We start from the raw sequence: 22,051 nt of genomic DNA, 5'->3' as shown, positions 1-22,051 counted from the left end.
ATTTGCTATAAACTTTTTGTCGTATAATGACGATTAATGTCTACAAAACCATCGAGAGATGGCTCCGACAAGAAGGGAAGAGGATCGTGGACAACAAGATTACCGGCAAGCCCTTTGTTTGGCAACGAAAAATCCAGATGCTGACGCTATCCATACTGCTCGGGGTGGCGCCGCTTGTAGGCGCAGGCCCGGTACATGCCGCGGACAGCGCGATTCTGGCAGCTCCCGTCAAAAACCTGGACGTCAAATGGATCGCCGACAATTCAGGGAACAGCGCCTCTGGCGCTCCGATCGCCGTCAACGGTTCCACGGTGACGATCGACTTGGCCGGACGCACGACATGGCTGCTCGAGCCTGGCATGCGGCTCTCGGCTACATCGGACAGCGCATCCGCAACCGCTTTCATCGATGGCGGCAAGCTCTCTGTCAAGGTGCTTGGCGCCGGAACGGCGAATATCGAGCTCAAGGCGGCGAAGGACGGGGCACCCCCCATTATCGATCATATTCAATTTCTAATTACGAAAATCGGCGATACGACCGGGGATGGACTGGTCACGTCTGCCGATGCCCTCTACATCACTAAAGTCGTAAACAGCAAAGTAGCTCTCAGCGATGAAGAGATCAACCGGCTGGATATCAATCGCGACGGCAAGGTGACCACTGCCGACGCCACGGCGCTGCTCGCCAATTATGTCGGCAAGACGGGGCCGCAGTCGGTCACCTATATCGTAAATATCAAGGAATCGAACGATGCGCCTTTCGCGATCGGGAACGCCATTACCGGCACGCTTGAGAAGGGCGGTACACTGACGGCTGTCTATTCGTATGGAGACGTCGAACGGGACGCAGAAGCCGCCACCGAATTCAAATGGTACAAGGGCCTCGAGGCCGACAGTTCGGACAAAACGACGATTGCAGGCGCCGATCAGCAGACCTATGTCGTTCATGAAGAAGACGTAGGCTATTATCTGTTCGCGGAAATTACGCCGGTCGCCGCCGAGGGCGCGCCGCGCGGCACGCCGGTGACGGTGCCGACGGATCGGGCAGTGCCGGATACGACGCCTCCGGCATTAGCTGCTACGAATTCGGTGACGCCGACCGGAACGATTGCCAAGGGCGACATGACGGCGGACTTTGTCGTGACGTTCAACGAGAAGGTGAAAGCTGGCGCCGGCAGCATAAAGCTGCGTAAAGTGTCGGACAACAGCGTGGCCGTGTCCTACGAGGCAAGCGATACGGCGCATGTGACGTTCGCGGACGACAAGGTGACGATTAAAAATCCAGGGCTGGCCGACGTAACCGCGTACTATGTGGAGGTTGAGCCGACGGCGATCGTCGACTTGGCGGGCAATGCCTATGCGGGCACGAACGGCAGTACGACGTGGACGTTTGAGACGCAGGACACGACAGGACCCGTCGTGTCGACGAAGTCGCCGGCTACGGGTACGGCAAACGTGCTGAAGGGCGCGGACTTCGTGCTGACATTTAATGAGCCTGTGAAGGCAGTAGAAGGCAAAACGATTGAAATTTATAAGCAGGGCAGCGCGAGGCCGGTCGAGTTCTACGACGCGGTCGTGGATGCCTCGCATGTTGAGGTGGACGGCACCAAGGTGACGATTAAGCACCCGGATCTGGCAGAGTCGGAAACCTACGAGGTGCGGATCGAAGCGGGGGCATTCGCGGACTTGTCGGACAACGCGTTCGCGGGCATGACATCGGGCTGGATGTTTACCGTGCCGGACGTTACGCCGCCGTCCGTCGGCACGCTGGCGCCGCTGCACCAAGCGACTCGCGTCGACGCCTCGTCCGATCTGACGATCACTTATAACGAGGATGTCATCGCGGCGGCGGGACACGTCATTAAAATCTACGATGCGTCCTCCCCGTCGACGCCGCTGGCCGTCATCGATGCCGACGATACGACACGCGTCACGATCAGCGGCGGGACGGTCACGATCGCGAATCCGGGCTTGAGCGACAACGCGGCTTACTACGTGGACGTGCCAGCCGGCGCCTTCACGGACGTCACGGGCAACGACGCTCCGGCGATCAAGGGCTCGAGCGCGTGGTCCTTCATGACGCCGGATACGGTCGCGCCGACACTGACGTCGAAGTCGCCGGTCGACAGCAGCATGACAGGCGGCAAGGACTTCGAAGCGACGCTGACCTTCAGCGAGCCTGTCCAAGGCTTCGCCGGCAAGCACGTGACGATCTACAAAACTTCGGACGATACGGAGGCGCTGCAGCTCGAGGCAACGGACGCCACGAAAGTGACCGTAAACGGGAATATCGTCAAACTGCTCGAATTGCACTTGGAAGAGAACACGGCCTACTACGCGGTGATCGACGCCGGCGCCTTCGCGGACGCAGAGGGCAACGAATTCGCGGGCATCTCAGGCAAGACGGGCTGGCACTTCATAACGCCGGACACGACCGCGCCGACGGCCGTGACGCTGAGTCCGGTTCAAGGGGCGACCGGCGTCAGCTTGAGCGCGGACTTCGTCATCGACTTCAGCGAGCCGGTCGTCGCGGGCAACGGTACGATCGTCATCAAGCGGGCGACGGATAACGGCACGGTCGCTACCTATCCGGCCGGGGATCCGTCCAAGATCACGATTGCCGGCACGCAGGCGACGATTCGAAATCCCGGTCTTGCCGACGAGACAGGCTATTTTATCGTGATTCAAAATGGTGCCTTCCAGGATGCGTGGGGCAACCCCTTCGCCGGCTACGCAGGTACATCCGGTTGGACATTCACGACCCCGGATACGGTGGCGCCGGTCGTTGGTACGCTGGCGCCGGCCGATCAAGCGACGGGTGTCAGCTTGACGGACGATATGAAGATCATGTTTAACGAAGATATCAAAGTCGCGAGCGGCAAGAAAATTGCAATACGCAACGCCGCGGACGACAGCCTGTTCGCCGAATTCGATGCGACGGACGAGACGAACGTGACCGTCAGCGGCAAGACGCTCACGATTGTTCATGCGAAGTTCGATGACGCGACGAATTATTACGTCGACATTGAGGCTGGAGCGATCGCGGACATGGCGGGAAATGCCTTCGGAGGAATTAACGGCAAGACCGCATGGCGGTTCGTTTCCGCTGACTCGCGTACCTTCGGTGCGGAAAATGTAGCAGACTTCACCGAAGCGCAAATGAACAATGACGGCGGAGCGGTCCTGTTGCTTACGATCGCGGGCGATCAATTCCATTTTGACACCCAAGAAGATTCGAACGGCGATACGATTGAAGTCTTCGATCAAACGAACATTCAACTGAACCGTGCTCCAGCAGGTCTTACGGTCATTGGCGCGGATAAGATCGACGATGAGACGCTCATGCTCAGTCTGAACTTCGACGGTACGCCGATGGGGGCCGACGTGACCGACTTTAGCGTATCCGTAATGCCGTCTGGCTTAGCGAGCGGAAAAACCATTATTTCGAACGCAATGACAATTGCCGCCTTGCCGCGTTCTTTGTCGATCGCGAGCCGCTTGCCGGCCGCAGGCGCGACGGATACGGACAAGCGGGGCTCGCTTAGTCTCACGTATGACAAACCCGTCGTGGCCGCACCGGGCAAGACGATAAGAATTATCAGAAAATCGGACGGTTTCCTTATTCAGAACATCTCTGCGAACGACACGTCCAGAGTGACGATCAACGGAGCGACGGTCACCATCCAGCCGAACACGCTGAACAATTTCACGGAATATTACGTGACGATGGAGGCTGGCGCGTTCACCAGTTCGGACGGCTCATCCAGCCCGGCGATGAGCGCTAACGCCGATTGGTCGTTCAGGACGATCGAGGAGATTCCTGGGCCGTATTTCTCGCAGTATTTGGATGCGGGGGACGGAAGGATTGCGCTTGAACTTTACAATACGTCTTCTCAGGATGCGACCGGCTACAGCGTCGTCGTGTACAAATACATGAAGTCGACGCACCAAATTTCGGCGACGAACGTGCCTATTCTGAAGATTATTCCGAGTATGCCGTTTATCTACCTGGATACAATCTTCTACGATGCTATGGATATCATGAATATTTGGTATTATAACGACGAACTGGATCTGTACAATCCGAGCAGCTTCTCCGTGACGGCGCTCGTTCTGAAAGACGGCAACGGCAAAGTCATCGACGTGTTGGGCGACCCGGCCGCAACGACGGATATCCAGTTCATGCCGAACGGCGGCACGATCATTCGCAAGCCGCAGACTTACGGCGGTTCCCCGAAGTTCCAGCTCGGTCAGTGGAACGTCTACCCGAAGGGAACGCTGCAGTATTTTGGCACGCATACGAATTAATTAGCCTCTTTTCCGGCAGCCCATGATTTTAACTTAACGGAGGTTCACCATGAGCATACGCAATTTTTCGTCCATCGTGCGCAGCGCAGCGCTGTTTGTCTTAGTCCTGCTGCTTGGCATCCCGGCTGCCACTTTCCGGGCCGCATCGGCCGCGCCGGTCGCGCCCGACGTTAAGCTCGTCATCGGTAAAACGTCCGTGATGACGGGCAGTCAGACGACGATCCCGGTCTCGGTCAATACGGAGAAGGCGATCGCTTCTTACAATGTACAAATCGACTACGATCCCAAGGCGATTGAGATCGTCAAAGTTACGCCGAAGTACGGCAGCGCCGACGATACGAAGTGTCTGACCGACGAGAAAGGCTGCATCCGGACGAGCTACGACAATGAAGCGGGATGGCTCCGGGCCGCCTGGATCGATCCGAGCACGGGCAGTGCCGCGGAGCATCCGATCGCATCCGAGCAGACGCTGTTCGAGATCAAGGTTCAGGCCAAGAACCTGACCGGCAACCAGGCGTTGTCCGTCGACGCCGCAAGCGCGGAGAATCTGTCGTTCACCGGCAGCGCGTTCGAAGGCTCGAAGGCCAATGCGCTCACGGTCAGCGTCGAAGCCGGCCAACTGAGCGTAAATAGCCCCGTCTCGGCCGAGCCCGCCTCGGAGCTGAAGGTCTACATCGACGGGCAGGCGCAGCCGAAGTCAGCGACCGTAACCAGGGCGGAAGCGAACGGGCGCAAAGTGGCGACCATCGCGGTCGATAATGAAGCGGTAACCTCGCGGATCGAGAGCAACCAGACGAAAACGCTGCTCCTCGACGCGCGAGGCGATGCCTCCGGCGTGATTAAGTCCATGCTGAACGGCAAACTCGTCAAGGCGATGGAGAGCAAGGAAGCCGTGCTGGCGATCGAAACGGACAAGGGCGGCTATACGCTGCCGGCCTCGCAGGTGCGTATCGACGATATCGCTTCGCAGATCGGCAAGGACGTCGCGCTGCAGGATATCGAGATCAGCGTCCGCATCGCCGATCCCGACGAGTCGGAACTCGGGAAGCTCGAGCAAGCTGCGCAGAGCGCCGGTGCTACCCAGGTCGGCAAGCCTGTCAGTTTCGAAGTCGAGGCGTCTTATGGCGGTCAAGTCATAAACGTCAACAAGTTCAGCAGTTACGTCGAACGGACCGTAGCGTTGCCCGACGGCGTCGACCCGTCCCGCATCACGACGGGCGTCGTGCTGAACGCAGACGGCACGGTCTCGCACGTGCCGACGGTTGTCACGCAAAAGGACGGCAAGTACTATGCCGCCATTCACAGCTTGACGAACAGCGTATACGCGGTGATCTGGCATCCTAAGGCCTTTGCCGACGTGGCTGCTCATTGGAGCCGAAATGACGTGAACGATCTGGCCTCCAGGCTGATTATAAAAGGCGCGACGGATACCGCCTTCGCGCCGAACCGCGGGGTTACGCGCGCCGAGTTCGTCTCGATTCTGTCGAGAGGGTTGGGACTGCATGTCCCGCAGGGCACGGAAGCCGCGGCTGCCTACACCGACGTGCCAAGCGGCAGCTGGTACGAGGACGCGGTCCGAATCACGGCTTCCTATGGCATCGCGGGCGGGTATGACGATGGCACGTTCAAACCGGGAGCTCCGATTACCAGGCAAGAAGCGATGGCGATGCTGGCCCGCGCGATGAAGCTAGCCGGCCTGGCATCCGGCAGCGGCCGCAGCACGAACGATACGCTGGCCGGATTCGCGGACGCGGGCGACATCGGCGCCTGGGCGAAGGATGCGGTCGCGTCGGTCGTCGACGGCGGTCTGGCGCAGGGCAACCAAGGCAAGCTGGATCCCGGCGCTGGCATCACCCGCGCAGAGACGGCGGCCATGGCGCGCCGGCTGCTCGTGAAGGCCGGGTACATCGACGGCACGCTCTAACGCATTCGGTCTTTCTTTTCCTAATCAAACGCAACAAAAAAACGGGATGAAGCAGCTTTTCTGCTCCATCCCGTTTTTGTTTTTTCCTACACCCACCCCTTATCCATCGCCCTGCAAATCACCTGCGCAAACAACGAATTGGACCAGGCGAACCACGGGCGGGTGAAGATCGCGGGATCGTTGCAATCGAAGCCCTCGTGCATGAAGCCCGTGTCGGCGTCCGTTGCGATGAGCACCTCGATGAGGTCCTTGACCTCCTGCTCGTCCGTGCTGGTCAGCGCCTGCATGGACAAGGCCATGTGCCACACATAGCCGTCCTTGGTATGGGGGCTGCCGATGCCCTTGGCGTACTTGCCCTCGAAGTAGTACGGATTGTCGGAGCTGAGCGCGAACCGCCGCGTGTTCTGATAGACGGGGTCGTCGGCGGGCGCGTAGCCGAAGTACGGAATGGACATGAGGCCCGGCGTGCCGGCGTCGTCCATCAGGCAGTAGTTGCCGAAGCCGTCGGTCTCGTACGCGTAGATGCGGCCGAAGCGAGGGTGGTTGACGATGCCGTAGGCGCGGATGCCGAAGTCGATCTGCTCGCGCAGCTTCTGCGCGCGCTCGGCGAGACCGGCGTCTTTATAGATCTCGCTGGCGATGTCGCGGATATGGCCGAGGATGACGACGGCGAACATGTTGCCCGGCACGTTGTAGCCGAACAGGGATGCATCGTCGCTCGGCCGGAAGCCGGACCACGTCATGCCCGTGTAGTTGACGGGCAGGCCGAGACCTTCGTTTTGCATCGTCTCGGTCTCTTTGAAGCCCGGACGCAGGAAGCGATAAGGCGATTTTTCCATATGCCGCTGCTCGGTGCCGATGACGCCTACGATCGAGACGAGCGCCTGGTAGCACGCGTCGTCGAACACGTCCGTCTTGCCCGACCCCTGCCAATAGTCGTACAGCAGCTGCACGGGGAAGCAGAGGGAGTCCAGCTCGTACTTGCGCTCCCACATCCAAGGGGTTATGTGGGACAGGTCTCCGTCGTTGTAATGCTTGCCGCTGGCCGTCTCGTTGAACGCGTTGGTGTAGGGGTCCTGATTAATATAAAAAAGCTGGCGGCGAATGAGCCCGCCGATGATCCGCTGAAGCTCCTCGTCCTCGCGGACGAACGGCAGATAGTGGCGAACCTGCTCGGTAGAGTCCCGCAGCCACATGGCCGGGATGTCGCCGGTGAAGACGAAGGTCGTGCCGTCGTCCAGCAGCTTGGTCGTCGTCTCGAGCGTATTGGGAAAGCAATTGCGGAACATCCGCTGCAGCTTGGGACGGTGAGCGAGGCGCCGGTCGGCTTGGTCCAGAAATTCGCGGATCGAAGCGGGCAGGGCGGATACGGATTGCGTCATGTTCATTTTCCTCCTTGGGGTCGCTGGGGTCGGCCTACCGCCGAACGAATCATCAATCAGGTTGGCACACCTCGCATGACAGCGCAATATGTATCGTTTGCAGCCTTGAAAACGGTTAAAACTTTACACATTCCGCCTCGGTCCGAATGATAGCGCGTACATCGCAAATCCCTTGGGCCGCAAGGGTTTGCCCGCTTTTGACAATGACAATGCACATCTCACATATTTACGGTGCGCACCCGCTTTCCCTACAATTCGAATTGTAATCGCGGCCAGGCCGATACCCGACGAGTTGAATGCGCTCACAGAAAAAACGGCCTAGCAACGAGAAGGGAGGAGCAACGTGAAAGCAGAAACGCAGCAAGTTCAAGTTCTGGACGGCAGCCTGCCGCTGCCGACGAAGCTTGCCGAACGCGCGTCGCTCGGCAAACGAATCTGGCGCAACTGGGAGCTGTACCTGTTCGTCGCCCCGGCGCTTGTCTACTTTATTCTATTTCATTACCTGCCGATGTACGGAATTCAGATCGCGTTCAAAAACTTCATGCCGGCCAAAGGCGTCATGGACAGTCCCTGGGTCGGATTCGCCCACTTTGAACGGTTTTTCCATTCTTATTACTTCTGGGATCTGATCTGGAATACGTTCGGCATCAGCTTGTATGCGCTTGCGGTCGGATTTCCGCTGCCGATCATTCTGGCGCTCGCCTTCAACGAGGCGAAGAACGGGTGGTTCAAAAAGTCCGTTCAGACCGTGACGTACGCGCCGCACTTCATCTCCGTCGTCGTCATGGCCGGGATGATCATCACGTTCCTGTCGCCGTCGTCGGGCATCATCGTCAAGATCATGGAATGGGTGGGCATCGACGCGCCGCAGTTCCTGACGGATCCGCGGTGGTTCAAGACGGTGTACGTCCTGTCCGAGGTTTGGCAGAGCGCGGGCTGGGGCACGATCATTTACTTGGCGGCGCTGGCGGGCGTCGATCCGCAGCTGCACGAAGCCGCCATCGTGGACGGCGCGAGCCGCTTCAAGCGCGTCCTGCATATCAACCTGCCGACGATCGTTCCGACGATCACGATCATGCTCATCCTGAACATGGGCAACATTCTTGGCGTCGGCTTCGAGAAGATCCTGCTGCTGCAGAACTCGCTTAACATGGAGTCTTCCGACGTCATATCCACATTCGTTTACCGGACCGGTCTGGTCGACGCGCAGTACAGCTTCTCGACCGCGGTAGGATTGTTCAACTCGGTCATCAACGCCATCCTGCTGATCCTCGTCAACCGCATCGCCAAGCGGACCAGCGAGACCAGTCTGTGGTAGAAAGGAGAACGCGTATATGAACCCTGCCAATTCAGCGATAAAGGCGTCCAAAGGCGACCGGATTTTCATGTTCGGCGTGTACTTGTTTCTGGCGATTGCCCTTATCGTTGTGCTGTACCCGCTGATCTATATCCTTAGCGCGTCGATCAGCTCGCCGAAGCTCGTGAACGCCGGAGAGATGTGGCTGCTGCCCAAGGGCATCACCTGGGACGGTTACACGCTCGTGTTCCAAAACTCCAAAATCTGGAGCGGTTATCTCAATACGATCATTTACACCGTGCTCGGGACGGCGCTCAACCTGGTCGTGACGCTGCCCGCCGCTTATGCGCTCAGCCGCTCCGATTTTGTAGGACGAACGTTCTTCGTTATCATTATTCTGGTGACGATGTTCTTCAACGGCGGACTGGTGCCGACTTATCTCGTGGTCAAGGACCTCCATCTCATCAATACGATGGGCGCGCTGATCCTGCCGGTGGCCGTCTCGGTCTGGAACCTGATCGTGGCCCGGACGTTCTTCCAGACGACGATCCCTAGGGAGCTGCAGGAAGCCGCGCAGATCGACGGCTGTACGAACCTGAGACTGTTCACGCGCGTCGTGCTGCCGCTGTCCTTTCCCATCATCGCGGTCATGGCGTTGTTCTACGGGGTCGCCCACTGGAACAGCTACCTGCCGTCCTTGCTCTATCTGAACGACGCCGCGAAGTATCCGCTCCAGATGGTGCTCAGGCAGATTCTCGTACTCCAGGAAATGACGGCCGAGACGACCGGCGCCGCGATCAGCGGGGACATTGCCAAGGCGATGAACTCGAAGGCGGAGACGGCCTCCCTGCTCAAATATGCAGTCATCGTAGTCTCTACGCTGCCGATCATCGCGGTCTATCCTTTTTTGCAGCGTTACTTCGTTCAAGGCGTCATGATCGGCTCGGTCAAGGGCTGACGGCGTGCGGGTTTATTAATAATCGGTTTCGGCCGCTTATTATAGATGCCCCGCCGTCGCTTACGCGAACGGGGCGACCGATTACGCGATTCATCATTATAAACGGGAGGGTTCATTCATGGCATCGTACGCAAAAACAGGCAAGCTGCTGCTCGCGGCATCCATTGGCGTCGGCCTGCTGGCCGGCTGCGCATCGAACGAGAAAAAAGAATCGGCGGGCGCGACCGTCAACAAAGAAGGCTTTCCGATCGTGAGCGAGCCGCTCACGCTGACGCTGATGGCGCCGGACACGGGCGACCAGGACTGGACCAAAATGAAGGTCCTCGACATCATGGCCGAGCAGAGCAACATCAAGCTCGACTTCCGCAATGCGCCCAAGGACAGCTTCGACACGAAGAAAAACCTCGTGTTCGCGAGCGGCGACTATCCCGACATGTTCTATGCCGCCGGGCTGACGACGGCCGAGCAGATCAACTACGGCGAGCAGGGCATCCTGATCCCGCTCGAGACGTTGATCGACGAGTACGCGCCGAACTTCAAAAAGGTACTCGAAGACAATCCGGAAGTGCGCAAGTCGATCACCGCGCCGGACGGCCATATCTACGCGCTGCCGGTCATCGAGATGAGCCAGCACTGGTACCGCAATCCGATCTGGTATAACGGCGATTTCCTGAAGGCGCTGAACATCAAGAAGCTGCCGACCACGACCGATGAGCTGTACACGTATCTGAAACGCGTCAAGACCGAGGATCCGAACGGCAACGGCAAGGCCGACGAGATCCCGCTGACGGCCAGCAACGCCAGAGACGTCAACCTGCGCGATATCCGAAACTGGCTGCTCGGCTCCTTCGGGGTATACGAGGACACGATCTATGTCGACGACAACAAGACCGTTCACTACACGCCGTTGGAGGAAGGCTTCAAGCAGTATCTCACGTTCATGAACAAGCTATGGAACGAGGAATTGCTGGATCACGAGAGCTTCTCGCAGACGGACGAGCAGAAGAAGGCGAAGGTACAGAACAACCAGGTCGGCATGTTCGCCAACTGGAATGCCTATATGTCCCTGGGCGGCGAGCCTTCGACGGACGATCCGATGTACGCGCCGGTGAAAAGCGACATGGTCGACAAGCCGGCCATCGCGGCGAACGCGGGCATCACGCCGGGGGCGTTCGCCATCTCGAGCACGAACCCGTCTCCGGAAGCGTCGATGCGCTGGGTTGACTACCTTTATTCCTATGAAGGCGCGCTGCTGTTCAACAAAGGACCGGAAGGCATCCTGTGGAAGTACACGGACGAAGCGACCCGCACGAAGGAATATCTGCCGATCCCGGACGGCGGCACCGACCGCGAGAAATATCGCTCGACGCTGACGCCGAACTACGGCATCCCCGCGCCGACGATCAACACGGACGATATCGAAAAGGGACTGAAGGGCGACTTCGAGATCTGGGTCGCGAAGGAAACGCAGACGAAGCTGCTCGATCAAGGCGCGCGTCCGCCGTTCCCGACGCTGTTCCTCACGTCCGAGGAGCAGACGCAGGTCAACAGCCTGACCTCCGATCTCAATACGTACGTCAACCAGATGGAAGCCAAGTTCATCACCGGCGCCGAGCCGCTGAGCAACTGGGACAAGTACGTGGACACGCTGAAGAAGATGGGCGCCGAGAAAATGGCGAAAATCTATCAGGGCGCGTATGATCGCTGGGCTTCTAACTAAAGGCTGCGGATTAAGGGCTGCGGAGGCTGCATGATGGAGGGGCAGTGAAAAGCAGAAAGCTGTGGAGGCTGCCCGGATGGAAGGACAGTGAAAAGCAGAAAGCTGCGGAAGCTGCTCGGATGGAAGGGCAGTGAAAAGCAGAAAGCTGCGGAAGCTGCCCGGATGAAGGGCATTAAAATGCAGCGAACGGATGGAGGCCGCCGCCCAGGCGACGGCCTTCCGTTTGCCTTCCGTCTGCCTTTCGGCCAGACCGCTTCAACGATTCTCCGTCGTCGCGCGCCGATACGGAGAATTTGTTTTTTGAAGGCAAAATAGGCGCGACGCGGCATTAGGGGTCTAAGCTAGTGCTATCCTGCAAAAATACATCATTCACGACTAGTATAGCCGGTTTTTGCAATCTATCGTGCAAAAGTGCATGGTAGCTCGCTTCTTTGAGCGAAATCCAGCGTGTTTCGGGTGAAAATCCTGCACTTTTGCGCGATAGGCGGAACGGCGAGCGGGTGCTGATCCCGATCGTGTACTTTTACTCGATAGCGGGGCCAATTGTTGTTGTACTAGTGTGTTCAGGGCCGAGATAGCCGAAAAAATCGGCTAAGGAGCCCATCTAGTGTGTGTGGGCCTGAGGTAGCCGGAAAAATCGGCACATGCGATTAATCTGCCGGGACGTTCACCTGCGCGTACAGTTTGCGGTATTGGCCGGGCGTGTAGCCGGTCTCGTTCTTGAACTTGCGGATGAAGTTCGGCGCGTCCAGGTAGCCGACTCGCTCGATGATCTCTTTGAGCGGCGCGCTCGTGGTGACGAGCTGGCGCATCACCTCGTCCGTGCGCAGCCGCCAGATGTACTGGGAGAAGGTCATGCCCATCTTGTCCTTGAAGCTGCGGCTCAGGTACGAGGTCGAGACGGAATACTTGAGCGCGATATGCTCGAGGCTGAGCGTATAGTCGGCATATTGGCTGTCCACGTATTCGACGATGTTCTCGATGAGCGACTGCTGCTCGGTCTCCGTATTGCGCTCCACCTGGCGGCAGATCCGCGACGACAGCTCGATCAGCTGGCTCTCGAGCTCCTCGAGCGTCTCGAACGACGTGAAGCCGGGAATGTTGTTCAGCACGTCGGTCATGCCGTACTCCGATGCGGTGCGCAGCAGGGCGTTGAGCAGATCGAAGCAGACGCAGCGGAGCAGGGAGACGGACAGATTCACGCCGCGGATCTCTTCCACGAGACCGTGAAGCGTCTGCGCGGCAACCGCCTCGTTGCCCTGCTTCAGGCTCTGCTCGAGCTTCAACATCGACTTCTTGGGCAGCCAGTAGGCGTCGCCGGAGGCATGCTCCTGCTGGGCCAGCCGCTCGAAGTAGGTGACGCGGCCCTGCTCGCCCATCAGGCGGAATTGCAGCGCCGTCGCCGCTTCGATGAACGATTGGTTCAGCTCGCCGAGGCTGTCGTAAGGCGTACCGACGCCAAGCGAGAGCTGCTTCCGCAGCTCGTCGCCGATATACGCGAGCACGGCATCGACGACCTGCTCCACGCGCGCTTGTATGGGCTCAACGCCTTCGGCGCTCATGGAGACCATCAGCGCGAACCGCTCCGACGGGGAGAGGTCCACGCCGTAGGCACGGGCTCCCCACTGCGGGAACATCGCTTCGCGGAACCGCTCGGCCAGCTGCGCGACGATCATACGCGAGGAACCGGACTCGGGCAGCTCCTCCCAGGTCAGGATGACGGAGAAGCACAGGCTTTTGCCCGGCGCCAGCTCCAGGCCCGCGCTCTGCACGAGCCGCTCGATCTCGGGATCTTCGGGCTTGCCGTGCTTCAGGAGCAGGAGCAGGCACTGGTTGCGTACATAGGGCTGTTGCATGTCAGCCCGCGCGCTATATTCGTGGATCGTGTGGCGGATCCAGTCCCACTCGTTCCGGCTGTCCGCGGCTTCGGCTGCGCCGGTGCCCCTGAGTTTGACGAATTCCATCAGATTTTTGATCGGGTGATACTGCCGTCTGGCCAGCACCATGGCCGCCGCGATGCCGATGAGGCCGACGAAGCAGAAGACGACCAGAATCAGCGACCGGATGTGCGCGACCCGGCTGAAAAACTGGCGGCTCGGCATTGTGGTCACATAAATCCAGCCGTTGGTCTCGGACTTCACCGCGACGACGGACTGCTGCTTGCCGCCCAGCGTCAAGCTGTGAATGCCCGTCGACAGGGACGCGAGCCGATTGAGTCCGGCCCGGTCCACCGTTTCCCCGTGGCTGGTGCCCGTCAGCTTAATGCCTTGCGCGTCGAAAATATAGCTGCTGCCGGAAAAGTCGTTTAATATCGATGCCATCATGCCGGTCAGATTCGATTCCTTCATCAGATAAACGACCGTGCCGTACGGAAACGGATTGTTCGGTTTAATCGGCACGAGCAGCGTCAGCATCGTCTCCTGGCGGGCGTTGATCGTGACCTGCTCGGCGGGACGCATGACCGGCTGGATCGCGGCGTTCATCTCGCGCGTCAGCTCCTGCCTGCTCGCGTGGCTGAATTGATAGGTGCTGCCGAACGCCACGTCGAGGTTCATCAGCCCGCGATAGGAATAAACGACGGGATCGTCGTGGAAGTACAGAAAGAGATCCTGCAGAATGCTGCTGCTCGCCTTGTAGTTTGCCAGCGTCTGGATCGCTTCCATGCCGTAGTAGTCGTGATGCACCATGTAGGAGGTCAGATGCTCGTCGTAGGCGATGCGTCCCGCGATCTCCTGCAGTTCGGCGATGCGGCCGTCCAAGGTCCGTTTCACCTGGTTGAGTTGGTTCAGGTTCGATTGTTCGATCTCGGTACGGAGACTGCGCACCGCGCTCTCGTAGACGGAGGCAGTGACGCCGGTCAGCGGGATCAGAAAGATGAGGATATAGGAAAGCGTGTATTTAAACAGCAGCTTGGACTTGAAATGACTCCAGTTCAGGCGCACGCGAGAAACGAAAGCTCGCTTATTCGCGGGATTCCACATCGGCATCGCTCCTTGCTTCAATCTAATTCAGCGGACGCGGGGTTCGGCTTTTACGGCCATCATCTTCATCGGCATTCAAACATTATAATGATATAAATCAATATTCATCATTATAACGATAAAACGGGTTTTAAGGAAAGGAAACGATTTCAAATATAAAGGAGCGTGCCACATGGCAACGATCGTCTTTTACGACGCGCAGTTTCCATACGAGGGGGCGGTGCCGGACGAAGCGGCACTGAACGAACTGCGACGCGGCGGCGGGGTCGTCGATGCAACGGGATTGGCGGAGGCGCTGGATGCCAAGGAGGCGGGGACGTTCGTTCACCTGCACGGCCCGTATTTTCCCAAAGACGCCTGGCCCGCCATCGCAAAGCACCTTCATTCAGGCAAGGGATGGGTTCACGCAGGCGGCGCGCCGCTGAAGCGGCCGGTCGGCCTTACGGCGAATGGATGGGTCGCCGAGTCCGAGATGACGGCTTACCATCAAGAGATCCATATTCACGAAGCGCTGGTGGCGGACGGGGCGCGCGCCGCGACTTTGCGGCACAATCCCGAGCGCCCGCTGCTGGCCGGGAGCGAAGATCTGTTCGACATCGGCGAAACGTACGGCCTCGTGCTGCACGTGACGCACGAGCGTGACCAGCTGAACCAAGCGACGGGCTCGTCAGGGCCGATGAACGCGCGCATCCAGCCGCTGCTCGTCGGCGTGAGCGACGACGGCCGGGAGGTGACCGCGCCGGTCGTGCTGCTCGAGCACTTTCGCGGCGACTTCGCCGGGGGGCGCTGGCTGCTGGCGAACCAGCGGCTGACGTCGCGGTTCTGGTCCGGCGGCGGCGCGGCGGCGCTCTTGAATTGGGCGGCTTTCTGCGAAGCGGGCGTGACCGAGATCTGGCTGAAGCCAAGCTACGCGGCGTACCATGCGGGCGAGACGCCGCATTTGACGGTGCAGGCACAGCGGATTACGGCGGCTGGCCGCATGCAGCGCGAGCCGGAGGACTGGCGGCTGCGGATCTCGCTGCGCAAGCGGGGCGAGCCGGAGCCGGAGCTGGAGCTGGCGCTGGAGCAGGAGCGAGAACAGGCTGCTGGAGTCTTGCTTGGCGACGCGTCCGGCTGCACGCCTGTCTGGCAAGAAGAGCTGACGCTGACGGCGGGAAGCGAGATCGCGTACGCGAACTTCGTGGCGCCAGTAGCGCTCGCGCCGGGCAGCTACGCGATCGCCTGCGAAGCCGTGTCCGCCTCCGGCGAGCGGATCCTGCTGCGCCAGGGCTTCTGGTGCTACGACCGGGAGCTGCTGCGGCGCGGCTCGCCGCTGGCCGCCGGCCGGGATTATTTCATCAAGGACGGCAAGCCTTTTCCCGTGGTCGGCATGACCTACATGGCGTCGGATACCGGCCGCAAGTTCATCAACCTCCCGAACCCTGCGATCTGGGACCGGGAGATGGCGACGATGAAGCGGGCCGGCATCAACTGGATCCGCACCGGCATGTGGAGCGCGTGGCGTCACCTGATGTTCGAGGACGGGCATGCCTCCGAGGAACAGCTGCGCGCGATCGACGCCTTTATCCTGACTGCGGCGCGGCATGGGTTGGAAGTGACCTTCACGTTTTTTGCCTTCGCGCCGGAGGCGTGGGAGGGACGCAATCCATACCTGGACCCGCGCAGCGTCCAGGCGCAGAAACGCTTCATCGCGTCCATCGTCTCCCGGCACAAGGACACGTCGAACGTGCAGTGGGACCTCATCAACGAGCCTTCGCTGTTCGATCCGACGCGGATCTTCACCGGTCCCCGCGCGGTGCACGACAAGTTCGAGCGGCAAGCGTTCAGCGAATGGCTGCGGCAGCGGCACGGCGCAATCGACCGGCTGCAGGCGTGCTGGAACATGACGCCGACCGAGCTGCCGGACTTCGCATCCGCCGAGCCGCCGGAGCAGATCGATATCGCTTTTGACATCCACGACATCAAGCGGCTCAAGAAGAACGGGCGCTGGCTCGACTATACGCTGTTCACGATGGACATGCACAACCGCTGGGTCGAGACGCTGAGCGCGACGATCCGGTCGCTCGTGCCGGGCCATCTCGTTACGGTCGGGCAGGACGAGGCGCTGGGCAGAGGGCCGCGGCCGTCGCCGTTCATGTACGCGCAGAGTGTCGACTACACCAACGTGCATACGTGGTGGCTCAACGATCAGCTGCTGTGGGACGGCTTGTTCGGCAAGGATCCGGGCAAGCCCACGCTCATCCAGGAGACGGGCATCATGTACGTTGAAATGCCGGATAATCGCGCCAAGCGGACGGAAGAGGAGCTGCGCAATCTGCTGGAGCGCAAATACGCCTATGCCTTCGCGGGCGGCAGCGCCGGAGCCGTGCATTGGCTGTGGAACACGAATTACTTCATGGACAACGTGTGCGAATCCAATATCGGCGCGCTGCGGGCGGACGGCACCGAGAAGCCGGAGGCGGACGTGTCGTACGACTTCGGCCGCTTCATCGGCCGCATCGCGGACCTGTTCGAGGATCGCGAGCTGGCGGACGTCGCCGTCGTCTATCCGTATACGAACGACTTTTCGAGCCGCAGGTTCGCCTGCGAGGCGACGCAGAGCCTGACCCGGGTACTGGCCTGCGACATGAAGGTGCCGTTCTACGGCATCAGCGAGCTGCATCTCGATTCGCTGTCCAAGGACAAGCCGCGGCTCATCGTCGTGCCGAGCGCGCACAGCTTCAGCGACGAAGCGCTGGACAAGCTGCTCGCTCACGTCGCGCTCCATGGCGGCACCCTGCTGTTCACCGGACCGATCGGCCTCGATGCGTACTGGAAGCCGACCGCGCGGGCGGCCGGGGCGGTTGGCGCCTACCGGCTGACCAACCTGTCGCGGGAGGAGCTGGTGCGCATCGCGGGCCGAACGTACCGGGCTTCCTTCGGCGACCGCAAGATCGGCCAGCTGAACAAAGAGGTCGTGCCGAGTCCGGACGGCGAAGGCTGGAGCCAGAACGCGGAGCTGCTCGTCCGGCCGCTCGGCGCCGGCAAGCTGCTCTGGTGCCCGCTGCCGCTCGAGCTGAACGAGCGAACGGATACGCTGCAGGCGTTGTATGCGGCGGCGCTGCAAGAAGCGCAGGCGGGAAGCGGCGCCATGGTATGGGAAGTAGGCGGCGACCACCCTGGCGTTTACGGCACGAAGCTTACTTTTAAGAGCGGCAGCCTGTATATCTTTATCTCGGAGTCCGGCTCCGACTGCGACGTGGCGATCGGCGCGGGGGACGCGAGCTACCGGTTCACCGTGCCCAGCGAACGCTCGGTGCTGTTCGCGACGGACGCGCAGGGCGAGCTGATCGCCTCCTATAGGGACGTCGCCGTTACCCGCTCAAATCCGAGCTTCGCGATTTAAGTTTAGCAGCAGAGGTCGTTCAGTATTGACGAGAAGCGCTTGCCCCAGGCGAGCGCTTTTTGGCGTCTCTTTTTGGCGTCTCGCCGACGAATTCTATCTGGAGAGACATGCAAATGGTAAAATATCGAAAACAAGTCACAATTGTGCTATCTCGGTCATCCCAGTAGATAGATGGCGCGCCGGCGCCCCCTGTACAATGACATCACAGACCAAAAGTAAGGAACGTGATGGAGATGGAACAGGCCACGCCGGCCGTGCCGGCCGCGATCGACAAGCCCGCGCGCAAAGCGGCCAGGGCGAAGACGCTGAACCAGGGCTACTGGAAAAGGTACGGCGTGTTTTATCTGATGATGGCGCCGGCCTTGATCGTGCTGATCGTCAATAACTACATTCCGATGGCGGGCGCGCTGATCGCGTTCAAGCAGATGACGTACGCGTCGCCGAGCTTTATCCAGAACTTCATGGACAGTCCCTGGGTCGGCTGGGGCAACTTCAAGTATTTGTTCGCGAGCAGCGACGCCTGGGTCATCACGCGCAATACGATGGCGTACAACGCGGCGTTCATCGTCCTCAACACGGTCATCGGCGTCGCGATGGCGATCGGGCTGAACGTCTTGCGCAGCCGCGCGCAGTCCAAGCTGCACCAGACGATTCTTTTTCTACCCTACTTCATGTCGTGGATCATCCTGTCGTATCTCGTGTACGCCTTCCTCAATCCGGACATCGGCATTCTGAACAAGTTCATCCTGCCGTTGTTCGGCGCCCAGCCGGTCGACTGGTACTCGGATTCGAAATGGTGGCCGCTCATCCTGCCGCTCGTCAATACGTGGAAGGGCATCGGTTACTACGCGGTCATCTTCCTCGCGGCGATCGTCGGCATCGACAACGAATATTACGAGGCCGCCCATATGGACGGCGCGACCAAATGGAGACAGATCTGGACGATCACGGTCCCGCTCATCCGCCCGGTCATCGTCACGATGACGCTGCTGCAGATCGGCCGGATTTTCTACGCCGACTTCGGCTTGTTCTTCCAGGTGACGCGCAATGCCGGCGCGCTCTACGACAAGACGCTGGTCATCGACACCTACGTGTATCAGGGCTTCCTCGTCTCGGGCGATATCGGGATGTCCTCGGCGGCCGGCCTCTACCAGGCGGTCATCGGCTTCATCCTCGTACTCACCGCGAATCTGGTCGTCAGACGCGTCAGCAAGGACGACGCCTTGTTCTAGGCGACATCCGCGACCACAGAAGGAGGAACCTATCCATGGCAACCAGCGTCATCCGAAAACGCAAGTTCAACGCGAACGAAATATCGACCGGCACCAACGCCGTGATCAATACGATCTTCTGGATTTACAGCGCGCTTTGCGTCATTCCGCTGCTCATCGTCGTGGCCGTGTCGCTGTCCGATGAAAAGACGGTCACGATCGAAGGCTACAATATTTGGCCGAAAAAATTCAGTCTTGGCGCTTATGATTTCCTGCTGAACGACTGGAAGCCGATCGTTCATTCGTACGGGGTCTCGATCTTCGTCACCGTCGTCGGGACGATCGTCGCGCTCTCCATCATGACGCTGTACGCGTATCCGATCTCGCGGCGCGACTTCAAGCATCGCGGCATCTTTTCCTTCATCGTATTTTTCACGATTCTGTTCAACAGCGGACTCGTGCCGTTCTACCTGACTTACAAGCAAGGGCTTCATCTGCAAAATACGATGCTCGTCCTCATGCTGCCGATGTTCGTCCAAGGGTTTTTCGTCATCCTGATCCGCACGTTTTTCTCGGGCTCGATCCCGCCGGCGCTCATCGAATCGGCCAAGATCGACGGGGCGGGCGAGCTGCGCACCTTCGTCCGGATCGTGCTGCCGCTGTCGCTGCCCGTGCTCGCGTCCGTCGGCCTTCTATGTACGCTGAATTACTGGAACGACTGGTTTCTGAGTCTCCTCTTCATCAACCAGGACGGGCCGATGAGCATTCAGTTTCGGATGTACAAGACGCTGCTCGATATCGCATACTTAAGCTCGAACTCCCAGGCGTATTCGGCCATCATGCAGGCGAACCCGAACTTCCGGATGCCGAGCGAGACCGCCCGGATGGCGATGGCCGTCGTCGGGATCGGGCCGATCATCTTCATCTATCCGTTTTTCCAGCGTTACTTCATTCAGGGACTCACCGTCGGCGCCGTCAAGGGCTGACCCGCTCCGGTCGTCGCCACGCGCGGCGACTGCCGGACCGATCCTGCAGGCAGAACCCGGTTACCGGCCGGTTCATGCATATAAGCCTTACTCACTATGAAAAGGGAGGCAAAACCCATGCTCGTACAGAACAAGCTCGGCAAGTCCGCGCTCGCCCTCGCGGCGCTCTCCGTCGTGCTCGCAGGCTGCGGCGGCAACAACAATAACAACAATAAAGGCGCCGACGCATCTCCGTCGTCCTCGGCGTCCGCTTCGCAGTCGGCATCCGCCAGCGCATCGGCGCCTGCGAGCGAATCGGCGTCCCCGTCCGCGTCCGCCGCGGCACCGGACCTCAAGGAATACAAACTGACGCTGTACCTCCCCGGCACGCCGCCCAAGGACGAAGCCAAGGTCGAGGCCGAGATCAACAAGTACCTCAAGGAAAAGATCAACGCGACGCTCGATCTGAACCTCGTCGACTGGGGCCAGTGGGACAACAAGATGAATCTTGCAATCGCTTCCCGCGATCCGATGGACATCATCTTCACCGCCAGCTGGAACGGTCATGCGACCAACGTCGCCAAGGGCGCCTTCCTGCCGCTGAACGATCCGAACGGCAAGTACGGCAACCTCTTGGAGAAATACGGCCAGGACATCCTGTCCACGCTGCCCGAGGCGTTCCTGAAGGGCGCCAAGATCAACGGCTTCAACTACGGCATCCCGACGAACAAGGAGCTTGCCGAGCAGGGCGGCATCATTTTCCGCAAAGATATCGCCGACGAGCTGGGCGTCACCGACCAGCTGATGGCCGCCAAGACGATCGCGGACCTCGAGCCGGTTCTCGCCAAGGTGAAGGCTGAGAAGCCGGAAATGACGCCGGTCTTCCTGCGCGACGGGGATAACTTCAACGCGCACTACTTTGCCAAGTACGACTTCCTGGGCGACAATACGATCGAAGGCGCGATCATGAAGGATGGCACCGAGACGATGGTTAAGCCGCGCTTCGAGCTGCCGCGCTACAAGGAAACGCTGGAGATCACCCGCGATTTCTTCAAGAAGGGCTATATCAATAAAGACGCGGCAACGACCCAACTGAGCGGCAACGACGCGATGAAAAAGGGCAACGTGTTCATGATGACTTCGGCGCTGAAGCCCGGCAAGGACGCCGAGACGGCGAACGCGACCGGTCTCGCAGGCAAGCTGGCGCAAGTCGCCATGACGGACCGCACCGTCGCGACGAGCGACACGGCCGGCTCGATGCTCGGCATCTCCACGACGTCCGGCGATCCGGAGCGCGCGATGATGTTCATCGACCTGCTGCACACCGACAAGTACCTGAACAACCTGCTCAACTTCGGCATCGAGGGCGATCACTATACGAAGAGCGGCGAGATCATCACGCCGACCGCCAACACGGGCAACTACGCGATCGGCGCGACCTGGATGCTGGGCAGCCAGTTCCTGAACTACGTCTGGAATACGGAAGCGCCGGACAAGTGGGAGCAATTCAAGAAGTTCAACGAAGGCGCGCATAACTCGCCGGGCCTGGGCTTCACGTTCAACGCGGAGCCGGTCAAGTCGCAGGTGTCCGTCGAGTCCAACATCCGCAAGCAGTACGATCCGGGCCTCGACACCGGCTCGATCGATCCGGCCAAGGCCGACGAGTACTACAAAAAGCTGAAGGCGAACGGCCTCGACGCGATCATCGCCGAGAAGCAGAAGCAGCTGAACGCATTTTTGGGCAAATAATCGATAGGTTAGTCGGAAGGCCGCCGGGCGCGAGAGCGCTCGGCGGTTTTTGCATGTGTGTGGCGAGCGGTGCGCTGTTCGGACCAGGTAGTCTTAGGTAGGAACAGTCGTGCTCGCTCGAAGTGTTGTGGAGACCAGTTGTAATTCCGTTCTAAGTCTGCGCGTCCCGCTC

Annotated in this window: 11 protein-coding genes; 9 read left to right on the top strand and 2 right to left on the bottom strand. The window is 59.7% G+C overall.

Features of this window, described 5'->3' with window-relative positions:
* The first annotated feature begins 86 nt into the window (after positions 1–86).
* Positions 87–4,307, top strand: a complete 4,221-nt coding sequence (locus BM235_RS02090; protein WP_158543660.1) for an Ig-like domain-containing protein — start codon at positions 87–89, stop codon at positions 4,305–4,307.
* Between the two features lie 49 nt (positions 4,308–4,356).
* A complete protein-coding gene (locus BM235_RS02085) occupies positions 4,357–6,231 on the top strand; it encodes an S-layer homology domain-containing protein (protein WP_090108872.1) in 1,875 nt (624 codons plus the stop codon).
* Between the two features lie 86 nt (positions 6,232–6,317).
* On the opposite strand, the gene BM235_RS02080 is transcribed toward BM235_RS02085, so the two are convergent.
* Positions 6,318–7,613, bottom strand: a complete 1,296-nt coding sequence (locus BM235_RS02080) for a glycoside hydrolase family 125 protein (RefSeq protein WP_255374018.1) — start codon at positions 7,611–7,613, stop codon at positions 6,318–6,320.
* A 385-nt stretch (positions 7,614–7,998) separates the two neighbouring features.
* Between BM235_RS02080 and BM235_RS02075 the strand changes: the two genes are divergently transcribed.
* From BM235_RS02075 to BM235_RS02065, 3 genes are all read left to right on the top strand, one after another.
* Entirely contained in the window at positions 7,999–8,931 is a 933-nt protein-coding gene (locus tag BM235_RS02075; RefSeq protein WP_369803463.1) for an ABC transporter permease, read from the top strand.
* Between the two features lie 16 nt (positions 8,932–8,947).
* A complete protein-coding gene (locus tag BM235_RS02070) occupies positions 8,948–9,868 on the top strand; it encodes a carbohydrate ABC transporter permease (protein ID WP_090108870.1) in 921 nt (306 codons plus the stop codon).
* Between the two features lie 118 nt (positions 9,869–9,986).
* Positions 9,987–11,588, top strand: coding sequence for a type 2 periplasmic-binding domain-containing protein (locus BM235_RS02065; RefSeq protein WP_090108869.1), 1,602 nt, complete (start codon positions 9,987–9,989; stop codon positions 11,586–11,588).
* A 650-nt stretch (positions 11,589–12,238) separates the two neighbouring features.
* On the opposite strand, the gene BM235_RS02055 is transcribed toward BM235_RS02065, so the two are convergent.
* Positions 12,239–14,569: a helix-turn-helix domain-containing protein gene (locus BM235_RS02055; protein WP_177244173.1), complete on the bottom strand. Its 2,331-nt coding sequence runs from the start codon at positions 14,567–14,569 to the stop codon at positions 12,239–12,241.
* A 172-nt stretch (positions 14,570–14,741) separates the two neighbouring features.
* On the opposite strand from BM235_RS02055, the gene BM235_RS02050 reads away from it, so the two are divergent.
* The 4 genes from BM235_RS02050 (at position 14,742) to BM235_RS02035 (ending at position 21,879) form a co-directional block, all read left to right on the top strand.
* The gene (locus tag BM235_RS02050) at positions 14,742–17,954 is read left to right on the top strand and encodes an alpha-amylase family protein (RefSeq protein ID WP_090108866.1); all 3,213 of its coding nucleotides are present in this window, start codon (positions 14,742–14,744) and stop codon (positions 17,952–17,954) included.
* A 233-nt stretch (positions 17,955–18,187) separates the two neighbouring features.
* A complete protein-coding gene (locus BM235_RS02045) occupies positions 18,188–19,186 on the top strand; it encodes an ABC transporter permease (protein ID WP_090109562.1) in 999 nt (332 codons plus the stop codon).
* Positions 19,187–19,221: 35 nt separating this feature from the next.
* A complete protein-coding gene (locus BM235_RS02040; RefSeq protein ID WP_090108865.1) occupies positions 19,222–20,151 on the top strand; it encodes a carbohydrate ABC transporter permease in 930 nt (309 codons plus the stop codon).
* Positions 20,152–20,268: 117 nt separating this feature from the next.
* Complete coding sequence (locus tag BM235_RS02035) at positions 20,269–21,879, top strand: ABC transporter substrate-binding protein (protein WP_090108864.1); 1,611 nt, start codon at positions 20,269–20,271, stop codon at positions 21,877–21,879.
* Positions 21,880–22,051: the final 172 nt, after the last annotated feature.

It is taken from the genome of Cohnella sp. OV330, assembly GCF_900112065.1.
GTDB lineage: Bacteria > Bacillota > Bacilli > Paenibacillales > Paenibacillaceae > Cohnella.
The sequence above is the reverse complement of the archived record's forward strand: the minus strand, read 5'-3'. Positions and strand labels throughout refer to the sequence as shown.

Bases quoted from the DNA above. Each gene is read 5' to 3' on its own strand.
- BM235_RS02085 (WP_090108872.1), top strand. From the start codon at position 4,357: ATGAGCATACGCAATTTTTCGTCCATCGTGCGCAGCGCAGCGCTGTTT.
- BM235_RS02080 (WP_255374018.1), bottom strand. From the start codon at position 7,613: ATGACGCAATCCGTATCCGCCCTGCCCGCTTCGATCCGCGAATTTCTG.
- BM235_RS02070 (WP_090108870.1), top strand. From the start codon at position 8,948: ATGAACCCTGCCAATTCAGCGATAAAGGCGTCCAAAGGCGACCGGATT.
- BM235_RS02065 (WP_090108869.1), top strand. From the start codon at position 9,987: ATGGCATCGTACGCAAAAACAGGCAAGCTGCTGCTCGCGGCATCCATT.
- BM235_RS02055 (WP_177244173.1), bottom strand. From the start codon at position 14,569: ATGTGGAATCCCGCGAATAAGCGAGCTTTCGTTTCTCGCGTGCGCCTG.
- BM235_RS02050 (WP_090108866.1), top strand. From the start codon at position 14,742: ATGGCAACGATCGTCTTTTACGACGCGCAGTTTCCATACGAGGGGGCG.
- BM235_RS02045 (WP_090109562.1), top strand. From the start codon at position 18,188: ATGGAACAGGCCACGCCGGCCGTGCCGGCCGCGATCGACAAGCCCGCG.
- BM235_RS02040 (WP_090108865.1), top strand. From the start codon at position 19,222: ATGGCAACCAGCGTCATCCGAAAACGCAAGTTCAACGCGAACGAAATA.
- BM235_RS02035 (WP_090108864.1), top strand. From the start codon at position 20,269: ATGCTCGTACAGAACAAGCTCGGCAAGTCCGCGCTCGCCCTCGCGGCG.